We start from the raw sequence: 22,804 nt of genomic DNA, 5'->3' as shown, positions 1-22,804 counted from the left end.
AATCACCCCCGCGCCGCCAGCAAGCGTGTCAGGCTGCGCCCCAGCTCATCCTGGCGGAACGGCTTGCGCAACACGCCGAACCCATGCAGTTCACGCGGTGTGAGGTTGGTGTAGCCGGTGATGATCAGCACCGGCAGCTGGGCCAGTTGCTCGCGCACCTGCTGGGCGAAGCGCACGCCGGTCATCTCGGCCATCACATGGTCGGTCAGCAACACGTCGGGCACCAGGCCCTTTTCCAGCAGCGCCAGGGCCTGGACAGGCCCGCTAGCCTCCGTTACTTCATACCCCAGCGCCTGTAGCTGCATCAGCGTTGCCTGGCGCACCAGGGGTTCGTCATCCACCAGCAACACCCGGGTCGGCCGTTGCGCACTGACCGCCTCGACAGGCTCGGTCATGCGCGCCGCCACGCTGCTCTCACTGGCCGGCAGCCACAAGGTCGCCTCGGTCCCCTGGCCCGGCCGGGAATGAATACCGAAGCCACCACCGGACTGCAATGCCAGCCCCTGCACCATCGGCAGGCCCAGGCCAGTGCCCCGGCCCACCCCTTTGGTCGAGTAGAATGGCTCGACGCAATGCGCCAATACCTCTTCACTCATGCCACAACCAGTGTCGCTGACCTGCAGCCATAGCTGCTGCCCGCCCTGCAACCCAGGCGGCCTGGGCATTCCGGCTTCCTCGGCGCCAGCGCGGATGGTCAGCTGGCCGCCTTCGCTCATTGCGTCACGGGCATTGACCACCAGGTTCAGCAGGGCCAGCTCCAACTGGTGCGGGTCCACCAGAACCCCTGGCAAAGCCTTGTCGATATTGACCTGTAGCGCGATGGTCGGCCCCAGGGAGCGCGCCATCAGTTCGTGCATGTCCTCCACCAGCACTGCCAGTGACACCGTAACCGGCTTTAGGGTCTGGCGCCGGGCGAAGCTGAGCAGGCGCCCGACCAGGTTGCGCGCCCGCTCCGCCGCCTGCAGGCCGCCGTCGATCAGGCGTTCGGCCCGTTCCGGCTGGGGGTGGCGGCGCAGCAATTCCAGCGAGGCGATGATCGGCGTGAGCATATTGTTGAGGTCATGGGCGATGCCACCGGTCAGCTGGCCGATCATCTCCATCTTGCGTGCCTCGTGCAGCTGCACCAGCGAGGCTTCGCGATGGGTCAGCATGTTCGCCACCCGCTCCTCGAGGTGTTCATTGAGCACATGCAAGGCGCGCTCGGAACGGGCATGGGTGATCGCCGCCCACACCTGGCCGGCGGCCTCCTCGACCAGCAGGCATTCGCTGCTGGTCCACGCATGGGGCGTGTGGAAATGCACCGCGAGCATCGCCTCCAGGCGCTCGGCGCGCAGCACCGGGGCATGCAGCGTGGCGCACAGGCCCTTGAAGCCCGCCGGGGCCAGATGGTTGGCTTCATAATTGCGCTGCACCACCTGGCCGGCGAGCAGCGCCTCGCGCAGTGCCGGGTCCAAGGCCGCGTACTGGTTGAGGCCGGTGATCGGCGGCACCTGCGCGGCGCACTCCTGGGCGACCCGATAACGGTGTCCATCGCCCAAGTCTTCACCAAAGCAGACCCGCGCCGCGCCCAATTCCTTGGCCAGGCGGCGTACCGCGTGGGCTTCGATGCGCTCGGCCTGACCCAGGCCGGGCAAGGCCTGGCGCAGTTCCTGGAGAAATGCCTGGCGCTGCTGGAAATGCACCCGCTCCGAGGTTTCGGTGACAATGCACAGCACGCCCCCCACGGAACCGTCAACTTCACGCACCGCGGAATAGGAGACATCGAAGTACGCCGTTTCGCCCGGCCCGTGGCGCACGATGTAGAACGGCCGATCCCTGGCAGAGAATGTCACGCCGGTTTCACGCACCCCGCGCAGCAAAGGCTCGAGGTCGTCCCAGAGCTCGCTCCAGTGCGCCTTGGCGGGTTGCCCCAGCGCGCCGGGATGCTTGTCACCGATGGTCGGCCAATACGCATCATTGTACAGCGCGATGTATAGCGGGCCCCAGAACAACACGATCTGCGCCTGGGCAGGCAGGAGCATGGCCACCATCGCCTGCAATGCCGGCGACCATTGGTCCGGCGCACCCAGCGGCGAGTGCCGCCAGTCCATCGCCTGCAACAGGCAGCTGACATCGCCACCGCCGCCCATGAATGCCGGCAATGGTTGCAGGTTGGCCTTCTTGCTCTCCTGGCGAGCTTTCATGTCTCGGTAGTCCCGGGCACGTGATCTTTCCTATGAGGGTAGGAAACCGCCCGGTGGCAAAACGTTCCATCGGATCGCCGGACGTGATCAACGGCGCCCTTCGGCCAGCATGCGCACGGCCAGGGCGGCCAGCACCGTGCCCATCAGCCAGCGTTGCACTTGCTGCCACACCGGCCGACCGGCCAGGAACACGGCGATCGACCCCGCCATGACCGCGATCAGCGCGTTGACCGTGACGCTGATGGCGATCTGTGTGCCGCCCAGTACCAGCGACTGCAGCAACACGCTGCCATGGCCCGGCTCGATGAACTGCGGCATCAGCGACAGGTACATGACCGCGATCTTGGGGTTCAGCAGGTTGGTCACAAAGCCCATCATGAACAGCCGCCTGGGGCTGTCCGCCGGCAGCTCGCGCACCTGGAACGGCGAGCGCCCGCCCGGGCGCAGCGCCTGCCAGGCCAGGTACAGCAGGTACAGCGCGCCGCCGATGCGCAGAGCGTCGTAGGCGAACGGCACGGCCATGACCAGCGCGGTGATCCCTAGCGCTGCGCAGAGCATGTAGAAGACAAAGCCCATGGCCACTCCGGCCAGCGAGATCAGCCCGGCGCCGCGCCCCTGGCAGATGGAGCGGGAGATCAGGTAGATCATGTTGGGGCCGGGGGTCAGCACCATGCCCAGGCTGATCAGGGCGAAGGCCAACAGGTTGGAGGGTTCGGGCATATCAAGTCCTATTTGGGTAGCGCCATACCTGGCATTTTTGCCAGTTTCACTGGCCAGGGGCGCACGTTAACGTGGAACGATCATGTCTGAACAGTACGCGCACCCATGAGCAAATCCTCGACCGCTTTGTTGGCGAGCGACCTGGCACGCTCGGTGTTACGAGGATCAAGCCGTGAGTTTGCCTATTCGGCCTATGGATACGATCCAACTCGCGACGCAACTGGTTCACAACTGGGATTCAATGGCGTGATTCGAGACCCGTGGACAGGCTGCTACCCGCTGGGCAACGGATATCGCACCTATAGCCCGGTACTGATGAGGTTTTGCTCACCGGACAGACTGAGTCCTTTTGCTGACGGGGGCATCAATAGCTACGGATATTGTTCCGCAGACCCAATAAATCATGCCGATCCTCGAGGAACCTTTAAACAGGTTCACCAACGTCGCGCTGTTGACTTAGGTCAGCTCAGTGACCTGCCCAAGGCAATTCAAGTCGAGCGTGTCGGATCCGTTCATCACACTGATATAGACACACTTAAATTACGCTACCCAGGCCATTCGGACCTCATCAGCGAGGTCACCACGCAGAACGCACTGTTCGCCGCCCTTACCCTACCCAATCCTGATCGCATCGCAGGTAACAGCGCCAGTTTCACTCTGCCTGATTTTGGTATCACTTTTGATGATCGTGATCTCTTGGAAGACGTCATCCGTCAGGGCCAAAGAGCAGTCGATGCGAGCCTTAGCTATGGCGCCGCTCCTGTTGCGGCAAACGCAGCGGCTATGCGAGAACATGTCGACGACTACTCCAAAGGCAAGGAAGCACTCGTAAACTATCTTGCACAAAAGATGGATCAACTTCGAGATACCAGTTGGCCAGATTAAACGACGTCAGTAAATCTATCACTTGCTTACATTTCCATCCTTGAAACCCCCGACCTGCCCCGGTAACCTTTGCGCGCTGCTGTAAGTCCAGCAGCCGGGTTTGGTAGCCCGCGATCAATCAAGGCGCACAAGCGCCCCCATTGCGATAGAGTCGGCGCTTTTTTGTGCCCGCTGTTTCGTTTTATGGCGGCTGTGCGTAGGGCGCACTCGTGCGCGCCGGTTTCCTTGATTCCCGGTCTACCAACCTGCGTACAGCCGTCACCACTTCGTTTGGTAGCGATCTGTGGCGGCTCCATTGAATCAAGGAGCGACACAATGACAAAAGGCTTACCTGATCCCCCGTCCCGCGCCACCACGGCGCATTCCAGCTTCGGCAACTGCGAATGCAGCCACCCTTCCTTGTTCGCCGTGCGCGAAGGCGTGGACTTCGAAGATGCGCTGGTGCACCTGTCCACCCTGCTAAAGGGCGCGTTCGCCACCAATCTCAAGGCGATGGAACTGGCGACCGGCACCTGCCATGACCTGTTGCTGGGCAATGATCATGGGCTGGATGCGGCCAAGGCGGTGGTCGAGGCATTGCTCGATGGGGTGGAGATGCAACAGGTGGAGAAAGCGCGCTTGCGCACGGTTTGATGGGCAGCAGTGCCGGGACCACAGCGCGGTCCCGGCTTGCTGCAACAGCAACCCTTACGCCTTGTCGACAAGCCGCTGCAACAGCCCGTCGATGAACGCGACGGCGTTGATCACACCCTCATGCCCATCGGCGATCACCGTCGAACTGGCCAGGCCATTGACCGAAGCCTGGGCCAGCAGCCCCGCCTCGCCCAGGCGTACCCGCTCGGCGCTGCGGCTTTCACTGGCCCACCAGCAGTCCACCTGGACCGCCAGCGGGCGCAGGCGGAATGCCTGGCTCAGTTCGGCGTTGCGGTCGAGCACGGCGAAACCATCGACGATCTCCCGCTGCAAGTGCACATCCTCGTGGATGCTGCGCAGGCGTTCGGCGCTGACATTCCCCGCGGCGGCCACCTGCTCGATGACCCACTCGGTCCTGTCGACCTCGGCCGGCAGACGCTCGGCCTCGTCGATGAAGCCAGCGATCCGCGCCTCGCCGACGCCCGGCGCAAAGGCCAGCAAGCCACGCAGCAGGCTCTCGTCCGCCCGCGCCACCTGCACCACTTCGACGGGCTCGGCGTCGAGACCGGATACCTCCTGCGGCAGCAGGGTGTCGACCAGGCCGACGAAACCGACCTGCTGGCCGGCCTGCTCAAGGGCGTGAGCCACCTCCAGCGCCAGCGCGCCACCCATGGACCAACCCAGCAGATGGTACGGGCCGCTGGCCTGGGTACGGCGGATCTGCTCGACGTAATAGCCGACCATCGCCGCCCAGGATTCGTCCACCCAGCCCGGCTCGGCATAGCAGCGGTTGACCAGGCCATACACCGGGCGCTCATCGGCCAGGCGGCTGGCCAGCGGGTAGTAGGCGTAGGCACCGCCGCCACCTGGCGGCAGGCAGAACAGCGCCGGGCGCTGGCGCTGGCAGCCGTTGAGGTTGATCACCGGCGATTTCAGGCGATCCTTGCCGCCACCGATGAAGTTGGCGAGTTCCTCGAAGCTGGCCATCAGCATGAACTCATGCAGGCTGATGTTGATGGCGAAGGCTTCGCGCACCTTGTTCACCAGGGTGATCACCAGCAACGAGTGGCCGCCGAGTTCGAAGAAGTTGTCGTGCAGGCCCACCTGCTCGACCTTCAGCACTTCGCTCCAGATCGCCGCCAGTTGCTGTTCCAGCGCCGTGCGCGGGGCCACGTAGCCCTGTTGCAGCTGGCTGGCATCCGGCTTGGGCAGGGCCTTGCGGTCCAGCTTGCCGTTGGCGGTCAATGGCCACTGGTCCAAGATCAGGAAGTGCGTCGGCACCATGTAGTCCGGCAGGTTGGCTTTCAGGTGCTGTCTCAGCGTGTCACGCAGGGTTGCCTGGTCTGCATTCGCGTCCTGAGCAATCAGGTAGGCGGCCAGTTGCTTGCCCCCTGCCCCGTCGATATCCAGCACCAGCACTTCGCGCACGGCGGCGTGCTCTTGCAGACGCGCTTCGATCTCGCCCAGTTCGATACGGAAGCCGCGGATCTTCACCTGGTGGTCGATCCGGCCCACGTACTCGATCACGCCCTGTTCGCGGTAACGCGCCAGGTCACCAGTGCGGTACAGGCGCCCGCCTTCGCTGGAGAACGGGTCCGGCACGAAACGTTCGGCGGTCAGCGAGGCGCGGTTGTGGTAACCGCGTGCCAGGCCGGCGTGGCCGACATGCAGCTCGCCCGTGCAACCCTTGGCCACCGGGTTGAAGTCGGCGTCCAGCACGTACATCGACAGGTCCGGAATCGCTGCACCGATCGGGCTGCCCGCCTGTTGCGTGTCGGCGAAGCGGATCGGCCGGTAGGTCACGTGCACCGTGGTCTCGGTGATGCCGTACATGTTGATCAGGTTGTCGCAGTCCTCGCCGAAGCGCTCGAACCATGGCTGCAGTGCAGCTACGTCCAGCGCTTCGCCGCCGAAGATCACATAGCGCAGCGCAAGGTCGGATGCACTGTCACAGGCCACGCGCATCAGCGGTTTGAATGCCGACGGGGTCTGGTTCAGCACCGTCACGCGCTGCTCCACCAGCAACTGGTGGAAGTCCTCCGGCGAACGGGTCACCTCACGCGGCACGATCACCAGACGACCACCGTGCAGCAGCGCACCGAAGATCTCCCACACCGAGAAATCGAAGGCGTACGAGTGGAACAGCGTCCACACATCCTGCGGGCCGAAGCCGAACCAGGCATCGGTGGCCTTGAACAGGCGCAGCAGATTGTGGTGCGGCAGCAAGGTGCCTTTCGGCTTGCCGGTCGAGCCCGAGGTGTAGATCACATAGGCCAGGTTGTCCGGCTGAGTCAGGTGCTCGGGGTTTTCGTCGCTGTAGCCGGTGAGATCATCTTCCAGCTTCAGGCTGCGCACGTGCGCCGGCACGGGCAGATCGGCCAGCAAATGGCCTTGAGTCAGCAGCAACTGAATGCCGCTGTCTTCCATCATGTAGCTCAGGCGATCCTGCGGATACTCCGGGTCCAGCGGCACATAGGCGCCACCGGCCTTGAGGATCGCCAGCAGGCCGACGATCATCTCGAAACCGCGCTCCACCGCGATGCCCACCAGCACATCCGGCCCCACGCCCTGCGCGCGCAGCTTGTGCGCCAGGCGGTTGGCGCGGCGGTTGAGCTGGTCGTAGCTCAGCGTCTGCCCAGCGAAGGTCACGGCGATCGCTTCAGGCGTACGCACCGCCTGCTGCTCAATCAACGCATGGGCGCAGGCCGAGCTCGGATAGCTGTCGATCACTTGTAGCGGCGCTGTGCTCAGCACCAGCTCACCCAAAGCCCGTTGCGACGAGTCCGCCAACCCTTCTAACAATTCGACGAAGTGTACCGCAATCTGCCCGACAGCCGATTCGGCGTAGCTGGCGCGGTCGAACTTGAAGCTGGCCGACAGTTTTTCGCCCACCTGAGCCACCAGCGTCAGCGGATAGTTGGTCTGCTCCTGGCTGGCTACCTCGCCGAACACCAATCCCTGGGGAGCGCCTTGCTGCAGCGCCTCCGACACCGGGTAGTTCTCGAACACCAGGATATTGTCGAACAGCGCCTCGCCGCTCCAGCCGGCCCAGCGCTGGATTTCGTAGAGCGGCGTGTGCTCGTGCTCGCGCAGGGCCAGGTTCAACCCTTGCACGTGCTGTACCCAGTCGCCCACGGTCTGCTCCGGGCGCGGGCTGGCGACCACCGGCAAGGTGTTGATGAACAGCCCCAACTGCTCCTCGACGCCCGGCAGTTCGGCCGGGCGGCCGGCCACGGTGGCGCCGAAGGTCACGCAGGCCTGCCCGGTGTAGCGCTGCAACAGCAACAACCACGCGGCCTGGACCAGGGTGTTGAGGGTGATCCGCTGGTCCCGGGCAAACTCGCCCAGGCGCTGGGTACGCTGTGCATCCAGGCTGATCTGATGCTCGGCCTGCCCGTGGCCCTGGGCTTCGGACCTGAAGGCCTGGGCCAGCCGCGTGGGCTCGTCCAGTTCCGCCGTGCGCTCGCGCCAGAAACGCTCGCTGGCGGCCTGGTCCTGGCGTTGCAGCCACTGGATATAGTCGCGGTAACGGCTGTTCTTGCCTGCCGGGGTGAAACCGGCGTAACGCTGCAGCACCTCACCGAACAGGCGCGAGCTGCTCCAGCCATCGAGCAGGATATGGTGGTTGGTCAGCACCAGCTGGTACTGCTGTTCGGCGCTGCGGATCACCGCCAGGCGCAGCAGCGGACCGCTGGCCAGGTCGAAACCGGCACGCAGGTCGGCCTCGGCCCATTCCTGCAACGCCCTCGGCAGATCGGCCTGGTCACGCCAGTCGAGCTCGACCAGCGGCAGCCGCACCTGGCGCTGCACCACTTGCAGGGACTGGTCGTAGCCACTGAAGAAACTGCTGCGCAGCACTTCGTGGTTGTCCACGGTAGCCTGCAAGGCCGCGATGAAGCGCGGTACGTCCAGACCTTGCACTTCGACGCAAGTCTGGTTGATGTAGTTGCCCGTCTCCTGCTGGTACAGGCTGTGGAACAACATGCCCTGCTGCATCGGCGACAGCGGGTAGATGTCTTCGATGTTGCCCGCCGCCACCGGCAGCGCCGCCAGCTGGCGCTGGTCGAGGCTGGCCAGCGGGAAGTCCGAAGGCGTCACCCCCGCCACCCCTGGGGTGGTGCAGTGCCCGATCAACAGGCGCAGTTCCTCGGCGTACTCGTCGGCAAGGCGCTGGATCTGCCCACGTTCGAACACGGCGCTGCTGAAGCTCCAGTCCAGCGCCAGTTCACCGGCGTAGACCTGGCCATCGATGCTGAGCAGGCTGCCCAGCGGCGCCTCCGGGCTTTGCCCCTGCCCCGCACCTTCCGGCGCAGGGGTGAACAACCCTTGCTCGCTGTCGAAGCTGCCGTCGAACTGCCCCAGGTAGTTGAACACGATGCTGCCCTGGGCCAGGGCGCCGAGGGTTTCGCGGGCCTGCGCGTCACCCAGGTAACGTAGTACACCGTAGCCGATGCCCTTGGCCGGCACGGCGCGCAGTTGCTCCTTGACCGCCATGAGCGACGCGCCCAGGTCATCGGCGGGGGTCAGCTTCACCGGGTACAGGCTGCTGAACCAGCCGACCGTGCGGGTGATGTCGAGGTCGTCGAACAGGTCTTCGCGACCGTGACCTTCCAGGCGGATCAGCGCATGCGCCTCACCGGTCCAGCGGCGGATAACCCGTGCCAGCGCCGTCAGCAGCAAATCATTGACCTGGGTGCGGTAGGCAGCCGGCGCCTCCTGCAACAGTTGCCGGGTCAGTTCGGCGTTCAAGTGGGTGCGCACCGATATTTCATGCTTGCGCTGCTGGCCACCCTGCAGGTTCGCCCCAGGCAGGACGTCGCTGACACCCTGCAACTGCGCCTGCCAGTAGGCCAGCTCGGCCACCAGCGCGGGGCTGCGGGCATGCTCGCGCAGATGCTCGGCCCAGGCCTTGAGCGAGCTGCTCTTGGCCGGCAGCACCGGCGCCTTGCCGGCCAGCAGTGCCTGGCAGGCCAGCTGCAGGTCTTCGAGCAGGACACGCCAGGACACGCCATCGACCACCAGATGGTGGATCACCAGCAGCAGGCGCTGTTGCCCCTCGGGCAGGTCAATCAGTACCACGCGCAGCAGCGGGCCATTCTTCAGGTCCAGGCTGCGCTGGGCCTCATCGGCCAGCTCCGGCAGGCGTGCGGCATCGTCCAGCTGATGTACCCACAGCAACTGCTGCGCGTCGACCGGCGAGAACTGGCCTTGCCACTGCCCCTGGTCCTCGCTGAAACGCAGGCGCAGGGCGTCGTGCTGTTCCAGCAGCAGTTTGAGCGCAGGTTGCAGCAAGGCTGCCGTCAACGGCTGGCGCGGGGTCAGCAGCACCGCCTGGTTCCAGTGGTGGCGCTGGGGAATCACGGTGTCGAAGAAACGCGCCTGGATCGGCGACAGCAGCAGGCTGCCGCTGACCTGCTCGACCACCTCGGCCGCCGCTTTCTTCTCGATCAGCTTGGCCACCGCCGCCAACTGGCCGATGGTCTGCTTCTCGAACAGCTGCTTGGGGCTGAGCTTGATGCCCTGGCGCTTGGCGCGGGCAATGATCTGCAGGCTGAGGATCGAGTCGCCACCCAGTTCGAAGAAGTTGTCGGTGCTGCCCACTTGCTCACGCTTGAGCACCTCGCACCAGATCGCGGCGAGTTTCTCTTCGATTTCCCCCACCGGCGCGACAAAGCGCTGCTTGGCCACCACCCCCGGTCTGGGCAGGGCACGCTTGTCCAGCTTGCCGTTGGCGGTCAGCGGCAGGCGCTCGAGCAGCAGCACCTGCGCCGGCACCAGATACTCCGGCAGGCGCGCCAGCAAAGCCTGGCGCAGGGCCTCGGCCTGCAGCTCGACACCCGCCGCCGGCACGGCCCAGGCCACCAGTTGCAGACGCGCGGGGTCGCTGTCGAGGGGTAGCGCCAGCACCACGGCTTCGGCCACGCCGGGCAGGCCTTGCAGCACCTGGCCGACCTCGCCCGGCTCGACCCGGTAACCGCGGATCTTCACCTGGTCGTCGCCACGGCCCAGGTATTCCAGCACGCCCTGGTCCAGGCGCGCGCGGTCACCGGCACGGTACAGCCGCTCGCCGTTGTTACCGAACGGATCGGGGACAAAGCGCTCGGCGGTAAGGCCCGGCTGGTCGACATAACCCTGGGCCAGGCCCTGGCCGCCCAGGTACAGCTCGCCGGCCACGCGCTCGGGCAGCGGATTGAGGTAGGCGTCCAGCACCCGCGCCTGGCCGTTGTCCAGCGGCCGGCCCACCGGCACGCTGCGCCAGCCAGGCAGGCGCGCGCCGACTTCGTGGGTAAGGATGCCCACGGTGGTCTCGGTCGGGCCGTAGTGGTTGATGATCCGGCAGCCGGGCTTCAGGCGGCGGATCTGCTCGATCAAGGCCCAGGAACTGGCCTCGCCACCCAGGATCAGCAATTGCTCGGGCAACACCCGCTCCGGCTGCGCGGCCTGCAACAGGCCTTGCAGGTGGCTGGGCACGATCTTCAGCACATCGACGCGGTGCTCGGCCATGTAGCTGGCGAAGGCATCCGGATCGAAGCCCTGGTCGTGGCCCAGCAGGTGCAGTAGCCGGCCCGAGGCCAGCGCGCCGAACAGCACGGTATGGCCAAGGTCGGCGGCCACGGTGGATACCATCGCCAGGCTGGCACCGGGCTGCACGTCCAGGCGTTGCAACACGCCCTGCAGATAGTTGGCCAGCGCCCCGTGGCTGACCACCACGCCCTTGGGTTGCCCGGTGGAACCCGAGGTGTAGATGATGTAGGCCGCCTGCTGCGGCAAGATACGCACCGCCGGTGGCTGGTCGTCGCAGTCGCCATACAGTAAAGCGTCATAGGCCACGGCGCGGCACACGCCCAGCCCCGCCGCCTGGACGTCGCCCTGGGCATGCACCAAAAGCTGCGCGGCGCTGGCCTGCAGCAACTGCTGCAGGCGCTCGGCCGGCTGGCGGCTGTCCAGGGGCAGGTACACCGCGCCCAGCTTGAGCACCGCCAGCAGGCTGGTCACCCACTCGATGGAGCGCTCCTGGCACAGCGCCACGGTCATGCCCGGGGCGATACCCTGCGCCTTGAGGTAATGAGCGAAACGGTTGGCCTGCTGCTCCAGCTCGGCATAGGTGACCGTACGATCCCCCGCGCGCAATGCCGGCTGCCCGGCACCGGCTTGCAGGCCCTGACGCCACAGGGCGAGGAAGTCCTGCTGCGGCCAGCCTTGGGCAGCGGTTTCGACGTGCTCAGCCTGGGCGTCCGGGTGATCGAGCAACACCGCGTCGGGGTGCTCGACAAGCGTACGCAACACGGCCTGGAACGAAGCGGCCATGCGCTCGATGGTCGCGGCTTCGAACAGGTCGGTGCTGTAGGTGAAGTAGCCTTGCAGGCCGTCGGGGGTCTCGGTGAAGTCGTAGGCCAGGTCGAAGCGCGCATCGCTGCCCTCGACCGAAAAACCGCTGACACTCAGCTCACCCAGCGTCTGCCGGGCCTGGGCGCCGGCCTCGGTGTCGGCCATGTTCTGGTTGATCTTCACCTGGAACAGCGGGTTATGGCCCAGGTTGCGCTCCGGCGCCAGGGCGTCGACCAGGTGTTCGAACGGCAGTTCCTGGTGCGACTGTGCGCCACTGACCACCTGTTTCACCTGCTCCAGCAGCGCCGCGCCGCTCTGGCGCTCGTCCACCTGCACCCGCAGCACCTGGGTGTTGATGAAGAAGCCGATCAGGCCTTCGACTTCCTTGCGGTTGCGCCCGGCATTGGGCGCGCCGATGCGGATGTCGGCCTGGCCGCTGTAGCGCGACAGGGTCACGGCCAAGGCCGCGAGGGTCAGCATGAACACGGTATGGCCCTGGCTGCGCGCCTGGGCTTTGAGCTTGGCCGACAACGCCGCCGGCACATCGCTGCGCAGGGTCGCGCCACGGTAGCTGGGGTGCGCCGGGCGCTCGTGGTCCAGCGGCAGGTCCAGCACCGGGTGTTCATCGCCCAGCTGCTGCTTCCAGTACTGCAACTGGCGCTCGCCCTCGCCGGCCTCAAGCCACGCGCGTTGCCAGATCGCATAGTCGGCGTATTGCACCTCCAGGGGCGGCAGATTGGCGTCACGCCCTTGCGACAGCGCTTCGTACAGGTGCACGAACTCCTGCACCATCAGCTCGCCCGACCAGCCGTCGGAGACGATATGGTGCATGCACACCGTCAGCACGTGCTCGGTCGGTGCCAGGCGCAACAGGCGGACCCGCAGCAACGGGCCTTCGAGCAGGTCGAAGGGTTCATCCAGTGCCTCACGCACCGCAGTACGCAGGCACTGCTCGATATCCTCGCCCGGCCCGGCCTGCACCTCGCGCACCTCCAGGCCAACGCCCGGTTGTTCGAGGACCTGCTGGTGGAACTCGCCCTGCTCGGAGACGAACCGCGTGCGCAGGCTCTCATGGCGCCGCACCAGCGCCTCCAGGGCCTGGGCCAAGGCCTGCTGGTTCAGCGAACCGCTCAGGCGCACCGCCATCGGCACGTTGTAGAAGCTGCTGTGCGGCTCCAGCTGCCAGAGGAACAGCATGCGCTGCTGGGCATAGGACAGCGGGATGCGCGGGCTGTCGTGACGGGTCACGGCGATGGGCAGCAAGCGGAAGCTCTGCCCGGTCTCGCGCATCTTGTCGAGGATCTGCCGACGCTGCTCCAGGGCCAGGCCGACAAAGCGCTTGGCGATACGTTCTGCTGTGCTCTTGTCCATCTCAGACGCCCGCCATTTCATTCATCATTCTTTCGATATCGGACAAGCCGTCCTCGCTCAACGACAAGCCGGTGCTGGCACAGGCCTGGGCAAAATCATTCAATTGCGGTTTCTCGAATAGCAGGCGCAGGGGGATGTCGATGCCCAGGCCCGAGTTGATCTTGGAAATCAGCTGGGCCGCCAGCAGCGAGTGCCCGCCCAGCTCGAAGAAGTCATCGCCCAGGCCCACCCGCTCGACCTGCAGCACTTCGGCCCACAGCGCCGCCAGCTGTTGTTCCAGCTCACTGACCGGGGCCACGTAGGCCGGCTGCGACTGGCGGGTATCGGGGGCCGGCAGTGCCTTGCGGTCGAGCTTGCCGTTGGGCAGCAGCGGCATGCGCTCGAGCAACACCAGGTACATCGGCACCATGTAGTCCGGCAGGCTGGCGCCCAGGTGCGCCTTCAGCTCGGCGCGCAGGCCGTCCTCGGCCTCGGGCATGGCGTTGGGCACCAGGTAGGCGGCCAGTTGCTTGCCGCCCGGGCCATCGATATCGACCACCAGCACCTCGCGCACCGCCGGGTGCTCGCGCAGGCGCGCCTCGATCTCGCCCAGCTCGATGCGGAAGCCGCGGATCTTCACCTGGTGGTCGATGCGCCCGGCGTACTCCACCACGCCGTGCTCACGATAACGGGCCAGATCGCCGGTGCGGTACAAGCGCCCGCCCGGCGTTGTCGCGAACGGGTCGGGGATGAAGCGTTCGGCGGTCAGCCCCGGACGATTGTGATAGCCGCGGGCGAGCAGCTCGCCACCGACCAGCAGCTCGCCGATGGCGCCCGGCAGGGCCAGGTCGGCATCGGCGTCCACCAGGTGGATCGAGCGCCCGCCCAGGGCCTTGCCGATCGGGATCTGCACCGGCAGGGGTTGCGCGCCGGTGACATAGGCGCTGCAGTCGTGGCTCATGACGCTGACGGTGGCCTCGGTCGGCCCGTAGGTGTTGAGCAGGCGCACATGGCCGAGCCCGGCCTGTTGCCAGGCCAGCACGCCATCGGCGGCCATGGCCTCGCCTCCCATGTGGATGCGCCGCAGCGAACCATAGTCGCGCGGGCCCTTGGCCGCGAAGTCCTTGGCCAGCAGGTACCAGTAGGCGGTCGGCAGGTCGGCGAAGGTGATGCCCTGGGTCACCACTTCACGGTAGAAGGTCTCGCTGTCCCACAGCGTCGGGCCGCGCAGCACCACGCTGGCGCCGCAGATCAGCGCCGGGTACAGCTGCTCGACGAAGGCGTCGAAGTTGAAGGTGGAAAACTGCAGCACCCGGTCGGCCGCCGACAGGCCGCAGAAACCCTGGGCGACATGGGCATGTCGGCTCAGCGCCGCGGCGCTGATGCCGACGCCCTTGGGACGCCCGGTGGAACCGGAGGTGTACATGATGTACGCCAGGTTGTCGGGGTCGCCCAGCGCCGGCAGCGCATGGCTCGGCCAGGCATCGAGCGGCTCGCTGTCCAGACATAGGCTGCGTACCTGCGGTGCCACGGCCAGGTCTTGCAGCTGGGCGCTGTGGCAGAGCAACAGGGCGATGCCGCTGTCCTCCATCATGTAGGCCAGGCGCTCGTGCGGGTAGTCGGGGTCCAACGGCACGTAGGCGCCGCCGGCCTTGAGCACGCCCAGCAGGCCGACCACCATGTCCAGGCTGCGCGGCAGGGCGATGCCCACGCGCACGTCCGGGCCGATGCCCGCCTCGCGCAGGCGATGGGCCAGCTGGTTGGCGCGCAGGTCCAAGGCCTGGTAGGTGAGCTGCTGCCCTTCGCAGATCAGCGCCGTGGCGTGCGGGGTACGCGCGGCCTGGTCGGCGAACAGTTGCTGCACCGTGCGCGAGTCGGGGTAGACCACCTCGTGTCGGCTCCACTGCCCGAGGATGACCTGACGCTGTGCCTGATCGAGCAGCGGCAGCTCGACGATCCGCTGGGCAGGCTGGGTGCTGACTGCCTGCAACAGGTTGAGCCAGTGCGCGGCCATGCGCTCGATGGTGGCGTGCTCGAACAGGTCGCTGACGTAGGTCAGGGTCGCACCGAGGCCGTGTTCGCTTTCGAAAGTATCCAGGGCCAGGTCGAGGTGCGCCGTTGGGTTGCCCCAGCTCAGGCCTTCGATGCTCAGCCCAGGCAGTTCGCGCCCCTGGTCCGGGCGCTGGGCCTGGTGGTTGAACATCACCTGGAACAGCGGATTGTGGCTCAGGCTGCGCTCCGGCTGCAGCGCTTCGACCAGTTGCTCGAAGGGCAGGTCCTGGTGCGCCTGGGCCTGCAAGGCGGCGTGCTTGACCTGTTGCAGCAACGCGCTGAAGGTCGTGTGGAGCTCGAACTGCGCCTTGAGCACCTGGGTGTTGACGAAGAAGCCGATCAAGCCCTCGGTCTCGGTCCGGGTGCGGTTGGCGATCGGCACGCCGACACGGATGTCGGCCTGCCCGGTCTGGCGGTGCAGCAAGCTCTGGAACGAAGCCAGCAGCAGCATGAACAGCGTCACCCCTTGCTGGCGCGCCTGTGCCTTCAAAGCCTGAACCAGCGGCGCCGGCACCTCGATGGCGAGGCTGCGACCGGCGTGGTTTTGCACAGTGGGCCGTGGATGATCGGTGGGCAGTTGCAGCACATAGTGCTCGCCGCCCAGCTGTGCCATCCAGTAGTCGAGCTGGCGGGCCTGCTCGCCGGCTTCCATCCACTGGCGCTGCCAGACGGCATAGTCGGCGTACTGCACCGGCAAGGCCGGCTGTTCGGGTTGCCGGCCCTGGCTCAAGGCCAGGTAGGCGTCGACCACTTCATCGACCATGATCGGCATCGACCAGCCATCGGCGACGATGTGATGCAGGGTCAGCACCAGCACGTGATCGTCCTCGGCCAGGCGCAGCAGGCGCACCCGCAGCAGCGGCCCCTGGGTCAGGTCGAACGGGCGCTGGATCTCACGAGCCACGCGCTCGCGGACCGCCTCGGTCGAGGTATCCTGCAGCGATTCCATGACCAGGGTGAATGTCGCGGGCGCGTGGATACGCTGCTGCGCCTCGCCACCTTGCTGGTCGAAGGTGGTGCGCAGGCTCTCATGGCGAGCGATCAGGCTCTCGAAGGCCTGACGCAACGCTTCGGGGTTCAGACGCCCCTTCAGTTGCAAGGCTGCAGGGATGTGGTAGGCGGCGCTATCTGGCTCCAGTTGCCAGAGGAACCACTGGCGCTGCTGGGCGTACGACAGCACCAGCGGCTGGTTGCGGTCCGCCACGGTAATGGCAGGCGCCTGGCTGGCCGCACCTTGGCCGGCGGCCTGGGCGAAGGCTTGCAGGTCAGCGGATTCGAACAGGCTGCGCAGCGACACTTCCACATTCAGGCGCTGGCGGATCCGCGAGGTGACCTGGGTCGCCAGCAACGAGTGGCCGCCGAGTTCGAAGAAGTTGTCGTGCAAGCCCACCTGCTCGACCTTCAGCACCTCGGACCAGATCGCCGCCAGTTGCTGCTCGAGCGCCGTGCGCGGGGCCACGTAGCCCTGTTGCAGCTGGCTGGCATCCGGCTTGGGCAGGGCCTTGCGGTCCAGCTTGCCGTTGGCGGTCAATGGCCACTGGTCCAAGATCAGGAAGTGCGTCGGCACCATGTAGTCCGGCAGGTTGGCTTTCAGGTGCTGTCTCAGCGTGTCACGCAGGGTTGCCTGGTCTGCATTCGCGTCCTGAGCAATCAGGTAGGCGGCCAGTTGCTTGCCCCCTGCCCCGTCGATATCCAGCACCAGCACTTCGCGCACGGCGGCGTGCTCTTGCAGACGCGCTTCGATCTCGCCCAGTTCGATACGGAAGCCGCGGATCTTCACCTGGTGGTCGATCCGGCCCACGTACTCGATCACGCCCTGTTCGCGGTAACGCGCCAGGTCACCAGTGCGGTACAGGCGCCCGCCTTCGCTGGAGAACGGGTCCGGCACGAAACGTTCGGCGGTCAGCGAGGCGCGGTTGTGGTAACCGCGTGCCAGGCCGGCGTGGCCGACATGCAGCTCGCCCGTGCAACCCTTGGCCACCGGGTTGAAGTCGGCGTCCAGCACGTACATCGACAGGTCCGGAATCGCTGCACCGATCGGGCTGCCCGCCTGTTGCGTGTCGGCGAAGCGGATCGGCCGGTAGGTCACGTGCACCGTGGTCTCGGTGATGCCGTACATGTTGATCAGGTTGTCGCAGTCCTCGCCGAAGCGCTCGAACCATGGCTGCAGTGCAGCTACGTCCAGCGCTTCGCCGCCGAAGATCACATAGCGCAGCGCAAGGTCGGATGCACTGTCACAGGCCACGCGCATCAGCGGTTTGAATGCCGACGGGGTCTGGTTCAGCACCGTCACGCGCTGCTCCACCAGCAACTGGTGGAAGTCCTCCGGCGAACGGGTCACCTCACGCGGCACGATCACCAGACGACCACCGTGCAGCAGCGCACCGAAGATCTCCCACACCGAGAAATCGAAGGCGTACGAGTGGAACAGCGTCCACACATCCTGCGGGCCGAAGCCGAACCAGGCATCGGTGGCCTTGAACAGGCGCAGCAGATTGTGGTGCGGCAGCAAGGTGCCTTTCGGCTTGCCGGTCGAGCCCGAGGTGTAGATCACATAGGCCAGGTTGTCCGGCTGAGTCAGGTGCTCGGGGTTTTCGTCGCTGTAGCCGGTGAGATCATCTTCCAGCTTCAGGCTGCGCACGTGCGCCGGCACGGGCAGATCGGCCAGCAAATGGCCTTGAGTCAGCAGCAACTGAATGCCGCTGTCTTCCATCATGTAGCTCAGGCGATCCTGCGGATACTCCGGGTCCAGCGGCACATAGGCGCCACCGGCCTTGAGGATCGCCAGCAGGCCGACGATCATCTCGAAACCGCGCTCCACCGCGATGCCCACCAGCACATCCGGCCCCACGCCCTGCGCGCGCAGCTTGTGCGCCAGGCGGTTGGCACGGCGGTTGAGCTGGTCATAACTCAGCGCCTGGCCGGCAAAGCTCACGGCGATCGCTTCAGGCGTACGCGCCGCCTGCTGCTCGATCAGCGCGTGAGCGCACTCGGTGCTTGGGTAACGCCGCACATTCGCTTGCCACTCCTCCAACTCGAGAGCATCGAGCAATGGCAACTGCGCCACGCGTTGGGCGCTGTCCTGGCAGATGCCCTGCAACAGATTGCGCCAGTACCTACCCAGACGCTCGGCAGTGGCCGGATCGAACAATGCAGTGGCGTAGGTCAGGATGGCGTTCAACCCCGCGTCGTGCTCGACCGTGTTCAGGACCAGGTCGAACTGGGTGCTGCGGTCTTCCCAACCCAGCCCTTCGATCCGCAGCCCGGCCAGTTCCTGGGCCATGCCGGAGTTTTCCGCCTTGTGGTTGAACAGCACCTGGAACAGTGGGCTGTGGCTCAGGCTGCGTTCGGGCTGCAGCGCCTCGACCAGTTGCTCGAACGGCAGGTCCTGGTGCGCCTGGGCCTGCACGGCGGTGTGCCGGACCTGTTGCAGCAATCCGGCGAAGGTGGTCTGCGGCGCGAACTCAGCCTTGAGCACCTGGGTGTTGACGAAGAAGCCGATCAGGCCTTCGGTCTCGGCACGGTTGCGGTTGGCGACCGGGACGCCGACGCGCACCTGCGATTGACCACTGAGGCGGTGCAGCAGCACCTGGAACGAGGCCAGCAACAGCATGAACAGGGTCACGCCCTGTTGCCGTGCGGTGGCTTTCAGCGCCTCGGCGAGTTCCGGCTCCAGGCGGATATCCAGGCGTGCCCCGGCATGACTCAGCTGCAACGGGCGTGGGCGGTCGGCAGGCAACTCCAGCACCGGTTGCTCGTCGCCCAATTGCTGGCGCCAGTAGTCGAGCTGGCGTGCCTGCTCGCCCGCCGCCATCCACTGGCGCTGCCAGGCGGCATAATCCGCGTACTGGAACGCCAGGGCCGGCAGTTGCGCCTCGGCGCCCTGACGGTACCCGGCATACAGGCGCACCACTTCATCGACCATGATCGGCATCGACCAACCATCGGCGACGATATGGTGCAGGGTCAGGACCAGCACATGCTCGTCGGCGGCCAGGCGCAGCAGGCGGGCACGCAGCAACGGGCCGTGCTCCAGGTCGAACGGCTGCGCGGTCTCCTGCGCAACTCGCGCCTGAAGCGCCTCGCTCGCCACCGTCTCGACCGGCAGGTCGAAATCACCTGCGACATGGATCCGTTGCCAGGCCTGTTCACCTTCCTGATGGAAGGTAGTACGCAGGGTTTCGTGGCGGGCGATCAGCGCGGCGAAGCTGCTGCGCAGCGCCTCGATATCCAGCTCGCCCTTCAAGCGCAGGGCCGACGGGATGTTGTAGGCGGCACTGGCCGGCTCCAGTTGCCAGAGGAACCACTGGCGTTGCTGGGCGTAGGACAAGGCCAGCGGCTGGTTGCGGTCCACGACGCTGAACGCCGGCGCCTGGCTGGCCGCGCCTTCGCCAGCGGCCTGGGCGAAGGCCTGCAGGTCGGCGGATTCGAACAGGCTGCGCAGCGACACTTCCACATTCAGGCGCTGGCGGATCCGCGAGGTGACCTGGGTGGCCAGCAACGAGTGGCCGCCGAGCTCGAAGAAGTTGTCGTGCAGGCCCACCTGCTCGACCTTCAGCACCTCGCTCCAGATCGCCGCCAGTTGCTGCTCCAGCGCCGTGCGCGGGGCCACGTAGCCCTGTTGCAGTTGACTGGCGTCCGGTTTGGGCAGGGCCTTGCGGTCCAGCTTGCCGTTGGCGGTCAGTGGCCACTGGTCCAAGACCAGGAAGTGCGTCGGCACCATGTAGTCCGGCAGGTTGGCTTTCAGGTGCTGTTTCAACGTGTCGCGCAGGGTTGCGTGGTCTGCATTCGCATCCTGGGCGATCAGGTAGGCGGCCAGTTGCTTGCCCCCTGCCCCATCGATATCCAGCACCAGCACTTCACGCACCGCCGCATGCTCTTGAAGGCGCGCTTCGATCTCGCCCAGCTCGATACGGAAGCCGCGGATCTTCACCTGGTGGTCGATCCGGCCCACGTACTCGATCACGCCCTGTTCGCGGTAACGCGCCAGGTCGCCGGTGCGGTACAGGCGCCCGCCTTCGCTGGAGAACGGGTCCGGCACGAAGCGCTCGGCGGTCAGCGAGGCGCGGTTGTGGTAACCGCGTGCCAGGCCGGCGTGGCCGACATGCAGCTCGCCCGTGCAGCCTTTGGCCACCGGATTGAAGTCGGCGTCCAGCACGTACATCGACAGGTCCGGGATCGCCGCACCGATCGGGCTGCCCGCCTGTTGCGTGTCGGCGAAGCGGATCGGCCGGTAGGTCACATGCACCGTGGTCTCGGTGATGCCGTACATGTTGATCAGGTTTTCGCAGTCTTCACCGAAGCGCTCGAACCACGGTTGCAGTGCAGCCACATCCAGGGCTTCGCCGCCGAAGATCACGTAGCGCAGCGCCAGATCGGCAGTGCTGTCACAGGCCACACGCATCAGCGGTTTAAACGCCGATGGGGTCTGGTTGAGCACGGTCACGCCCTGCTCCACCAGCAACTGGTGGAAGTCTTCCGGCGAACGCGTGGTTTCACGCGGCACGATCACCAAACGACCGCCATGCAGCAGCGCACCGAAGATCTCCCACACCGAGAAGTCGAAGGCGTACGAGTGGAACAGCGTCCACACATCCTGCGGGCCGAAGCCGAACCAGGCATCGGTGGCCTTGAACAGGCGCAGCAGGTTGTGGTGCGGCAGCAAGGTGCCTTTCGGCTTGCCGGTCGAGCCCGAGGTGTAGATCACATAGGCCAGGTTGTCCGGCTGAGTCAGGTGCTCGGGGTTTTCGTCGCTGTAGCCGGTGAGATCATCTTCCAGCTTCAGGCTGCGCACGTGCGCCGGCACGGGCAGATCGGCCAGCAAATGGCCTTGAGTCAGCAGCAACTGAATGCCGCTGTCTTCCATCATGTAGCTCAGGCGATCCTGCGGATACTCCGGGTCCAGCGGCACATACGCGCCCCCGGCCTTGAGGATCGCCAGCAGGCCGACGATCATCTCGAAGCCGCGCTCCACCGCGATGCCCACCAGCACATCCGGCCCCACGCCCTGCGCGCGCAGCTTGTGCGCCAAGCGGTTGGCACGGCGGTTGAGCTGGTCATAACTCAGCGCCTGGCCGGCAAAGGTCACGGCGATCGCTTCAGGTGTGCGCGCCGCCTGCTGCTCGATCAGCGCATGGGCGCACTCGGTGCTCGGATAGCGCCGCACATCAGCCGTCCATGCCCCCAGCTCAGCCGCATCGAGCAACGGCAACTGCGCCACGCGCTGGGCGAGATCCGCGCAGATGCCCTGCAACAGGTTGCGCCAATGCCGGCCGATGCGCTCGACCGTGGCCGCATCGAACAGCGAGGTGGCGTAGGTGAACGCCGCAATCAGCCCACCCTCGTGCTCGGCCGTGTTGAGGATCAGGTCGAACTGGGTGGTCTGCCCTTCCCAGCTCAATCCCTCAACCTGCAAACCGCCCAGCTCACGGACCATGCCCGGGCTTTCGGCCTGGTGGTTGAACAACACCTGGAACAACGGGTTGTGGCTCATGCTGCGCTCGGGCTGCAGCGCCTCGACCAGTTGCTCGAACGGCAGGTCCTGGTGCGCCTGGGCCTGCAGCGAGGTTTCACGCACCTGCTGCAGCAACGCGGTGAAGGTGGTCTGCGGCGCGAACTCGGCCTTGAGCACCTGGGTGTTGACGAAGAAGCCGATCAGCCCCTGGGTTTCGGCGCGGGTACGGTTGGCCACCGGCACGCCGACACGGATGTCGGCTTGCCCGCTGTAGCGGTGCAGCAGGGTCTGGAAAGAGGCCAGCAACAGCATGAACAGGGTCACCCCCTGCTGGCGCGCCAGGGCCTTGAGCCCCTGCGCCAGGGAGGCATCGATATCGATGGCCAGGCGTGCGCCCTGGAAGCTCTGCACCGACGGCCGCGGGCGGTCGACAGGCAGCTCCAGCAGCGGCTGCTCGCCCGCCAGTTGCTCGCGCCAGTAACCGAGCTGGCGCTCCTGCTCGCCCGCCTCCATCCAGTCGCGCTGCCACAGGGCGTAGTCGGCGTACTGGATCGGCAGCTCGGCCAAGGTCACCGGCGAGCCCAGGCGCAAGCCCTCGTACAGGCGGATCAGCTCGTCCACCAGGATCGGCGTGGACCAGCCATCGGAAACGATATGGTGCACAGTCAGGATCAGCACATGCTCTTCAGGCCCCAGCACCAGCAGCCTGACCCGCAGCAACGGACCATGCTCCAGGTCGAACGGCAGCTGCACCTCGGCCTCCACGCGCGCGCGGATGGCTGCCTGCAAATCCGTCGAGTCCTGAGGCACGAAGGGCTCCACCGCCAGCGCCACAGGCATTGGCGGATGGACGATCTGCAGCGCGCCGTCACCTTCCTGGCGGAAGGTGGTGCGCAGGGTTTCGTGGCGCGCCACCAGGCTGTCGAAGCTGTGCTGCAACGCCTCGACATCCAGCGTGCCCTTGAGCCGCAGCGCCGCCGGGATGTTGTAGGCGGCGCTGTGCGGGTCGAGCTGCCAGAGGAACCACTGGCGCTGCTGTGCATAGGAAAGCGCTGCCCCGTCCGCCGAGTCCCTTCTGAAGATCGGGGTGACCCCGTAGAGGTTGACACCCTGGCGCTTGAGCAAGGCTGCCAATGCCTTGCGCTCCCTGGTGGACAGCGACTTTACGGAGTCGAGCAGCTCTTGCACTTTGAATGTC

6 protein-coding genes are annotated in these 22,804 nt (G+C 66.0%); 2 read left to right on the top strand and 4 right to left on the bottom strand.

Translation table 11 applies throughout. The features are described 5' to 3' along the window. Positions 1-2: 2 nt before the first annotated feature. Both LOY42_RS10720 and LOY42_RS10715 read right to left on the bottom strand, forming a co-directional pair. A complete protein-coding gene (locus tag LOY42_RS10720; RefSeq protein WP_258600563.1) occupies positions 3-2,183 on the bottom strand; it encodes an ATP-binding protein in 2,181 nt (726 codons plus the stop codon). An 87-nt stretch (positions 2,184-2,270) separates the two neighbouring features. Then, positions 2,271-2,903, bottom strand: a complete 633-nt coding sequence (locus tag LOY42_RS10715) for a LysE family translocator (protein WP_046855231.1) — start codon at positions 2,901-2,903, stop codon at positions 2,271-2,273. A 105-nt stretch (positions 2,904-3,008) separates the two neighbouring features. On the opposite strand from LOY42_RS10715, the gene LOY42_RS10710 reads away from it, so the two are divergent. After that, on the top strand, positions 3,009-3,788 hold the full coding sequence (locus tag LOY42_RS10710) for an RHS repeat-associated core domain-containing protein (RefSeq protein ID WP_258600562.1): 780 nt from the start codon (positions 3,009-3,011) through the stop codon (positions 3,786-3,788). 399 nt (positions 3,789-4,187) lie between these two features. Continuing rightward, the gene (locus tag LOY42_RS10705) at positions 4,188-4,421 is read left to right on the top strand and encodes a hypothetical protein (protein ID WP_028689390.1); all 234 of its coding nucleotides are present in this window, start codon (positions 4,188-4,190) and stop codon (positions 4,419-4,421) included. Between the two features lie 54 nt (positions 4,422-4,475). Here the strand turns inward: LOY42_RS10705 and LOY42_RS10700 are convergent, their stop codons facing one another. Both LOY42_RS10700 and LOY42_RS10690 read right to left on the bottom strand, forming a co-directional pair. Continuing rightward, positions 4,476-13,121 (bottom strand): non-ribosomal peptide synthetase, encoded by an 8,646-nt coding sequence (locus tag LOY42_RS10700; RefSeq protein ID WP_258600558.1) that lies wholly within the window; start codon positions 13,119-13,121, stop codon positions 4,476-4,478. A gap of 1 nt (position 13,122) precedes the next feature. Next, on the bottom strand, positions 13,123-22,794 hold the full coding sequence (locus tag LOY42_RS10690; protein ID WP_309475688.1) for a non-ribosomal peptide synthetase: 9,672 nt from the start codon (positions 22,792-22,794) through the stop codon (positions 13,123-13,125). Positions 22,795-22,804 lie beyond the last annotated feature (10 nt).

Source organism: Pseudomonas sp. B21-023 (genome assembly GCF_024749165.1).
Classification (GTDB): domain Bacteria; phylum Pseudomonadota; class Gammaproteobacteria; order Pseudomonadales; family Pseudomonadaceae; genus Aquipseudomonas.
The sequence above is the reverse complement of the archived record's forward strand: the minus strand, read 5'-3'. Positions and strand labels throughout refer to the sequence as shown.

What these genes read in the sequence shown, in the direction of transcription:
- LOY42_RS10720 (WP_258600563.1), bottom strand. Translation starts at nt 2,183, where the DNA reads ATGAAAGCTCGCCAGGAGAGCAAGAAGGCCAACCTGCAACCATTGCCG.
- LOY42_RS10715 (WP_046855231.1), bottom strand. Translation starts at nt 2,903, where the DNA reads ATGCCCGAACCCTCCAACCTGTTGGCCTTCGCCCTGATCAGCCTGGGC.
- LOY42_RS10710 (WP_258600562.1), top strand. Translation starts at nt 3,009, where the DNA reads ATGAGCAAATCCTCGACCGCTTTGTTGGCGAGCGACCTGGCACGCTCG.
- LOY42_RS10700 (WP_258600558.1), bottom strand. Translation starts at nt 13,121, where the DNA reads ATGGACAAGAGCACAGCAGAACGTATCGCCAAGCGCTTTGTCGGCCTG.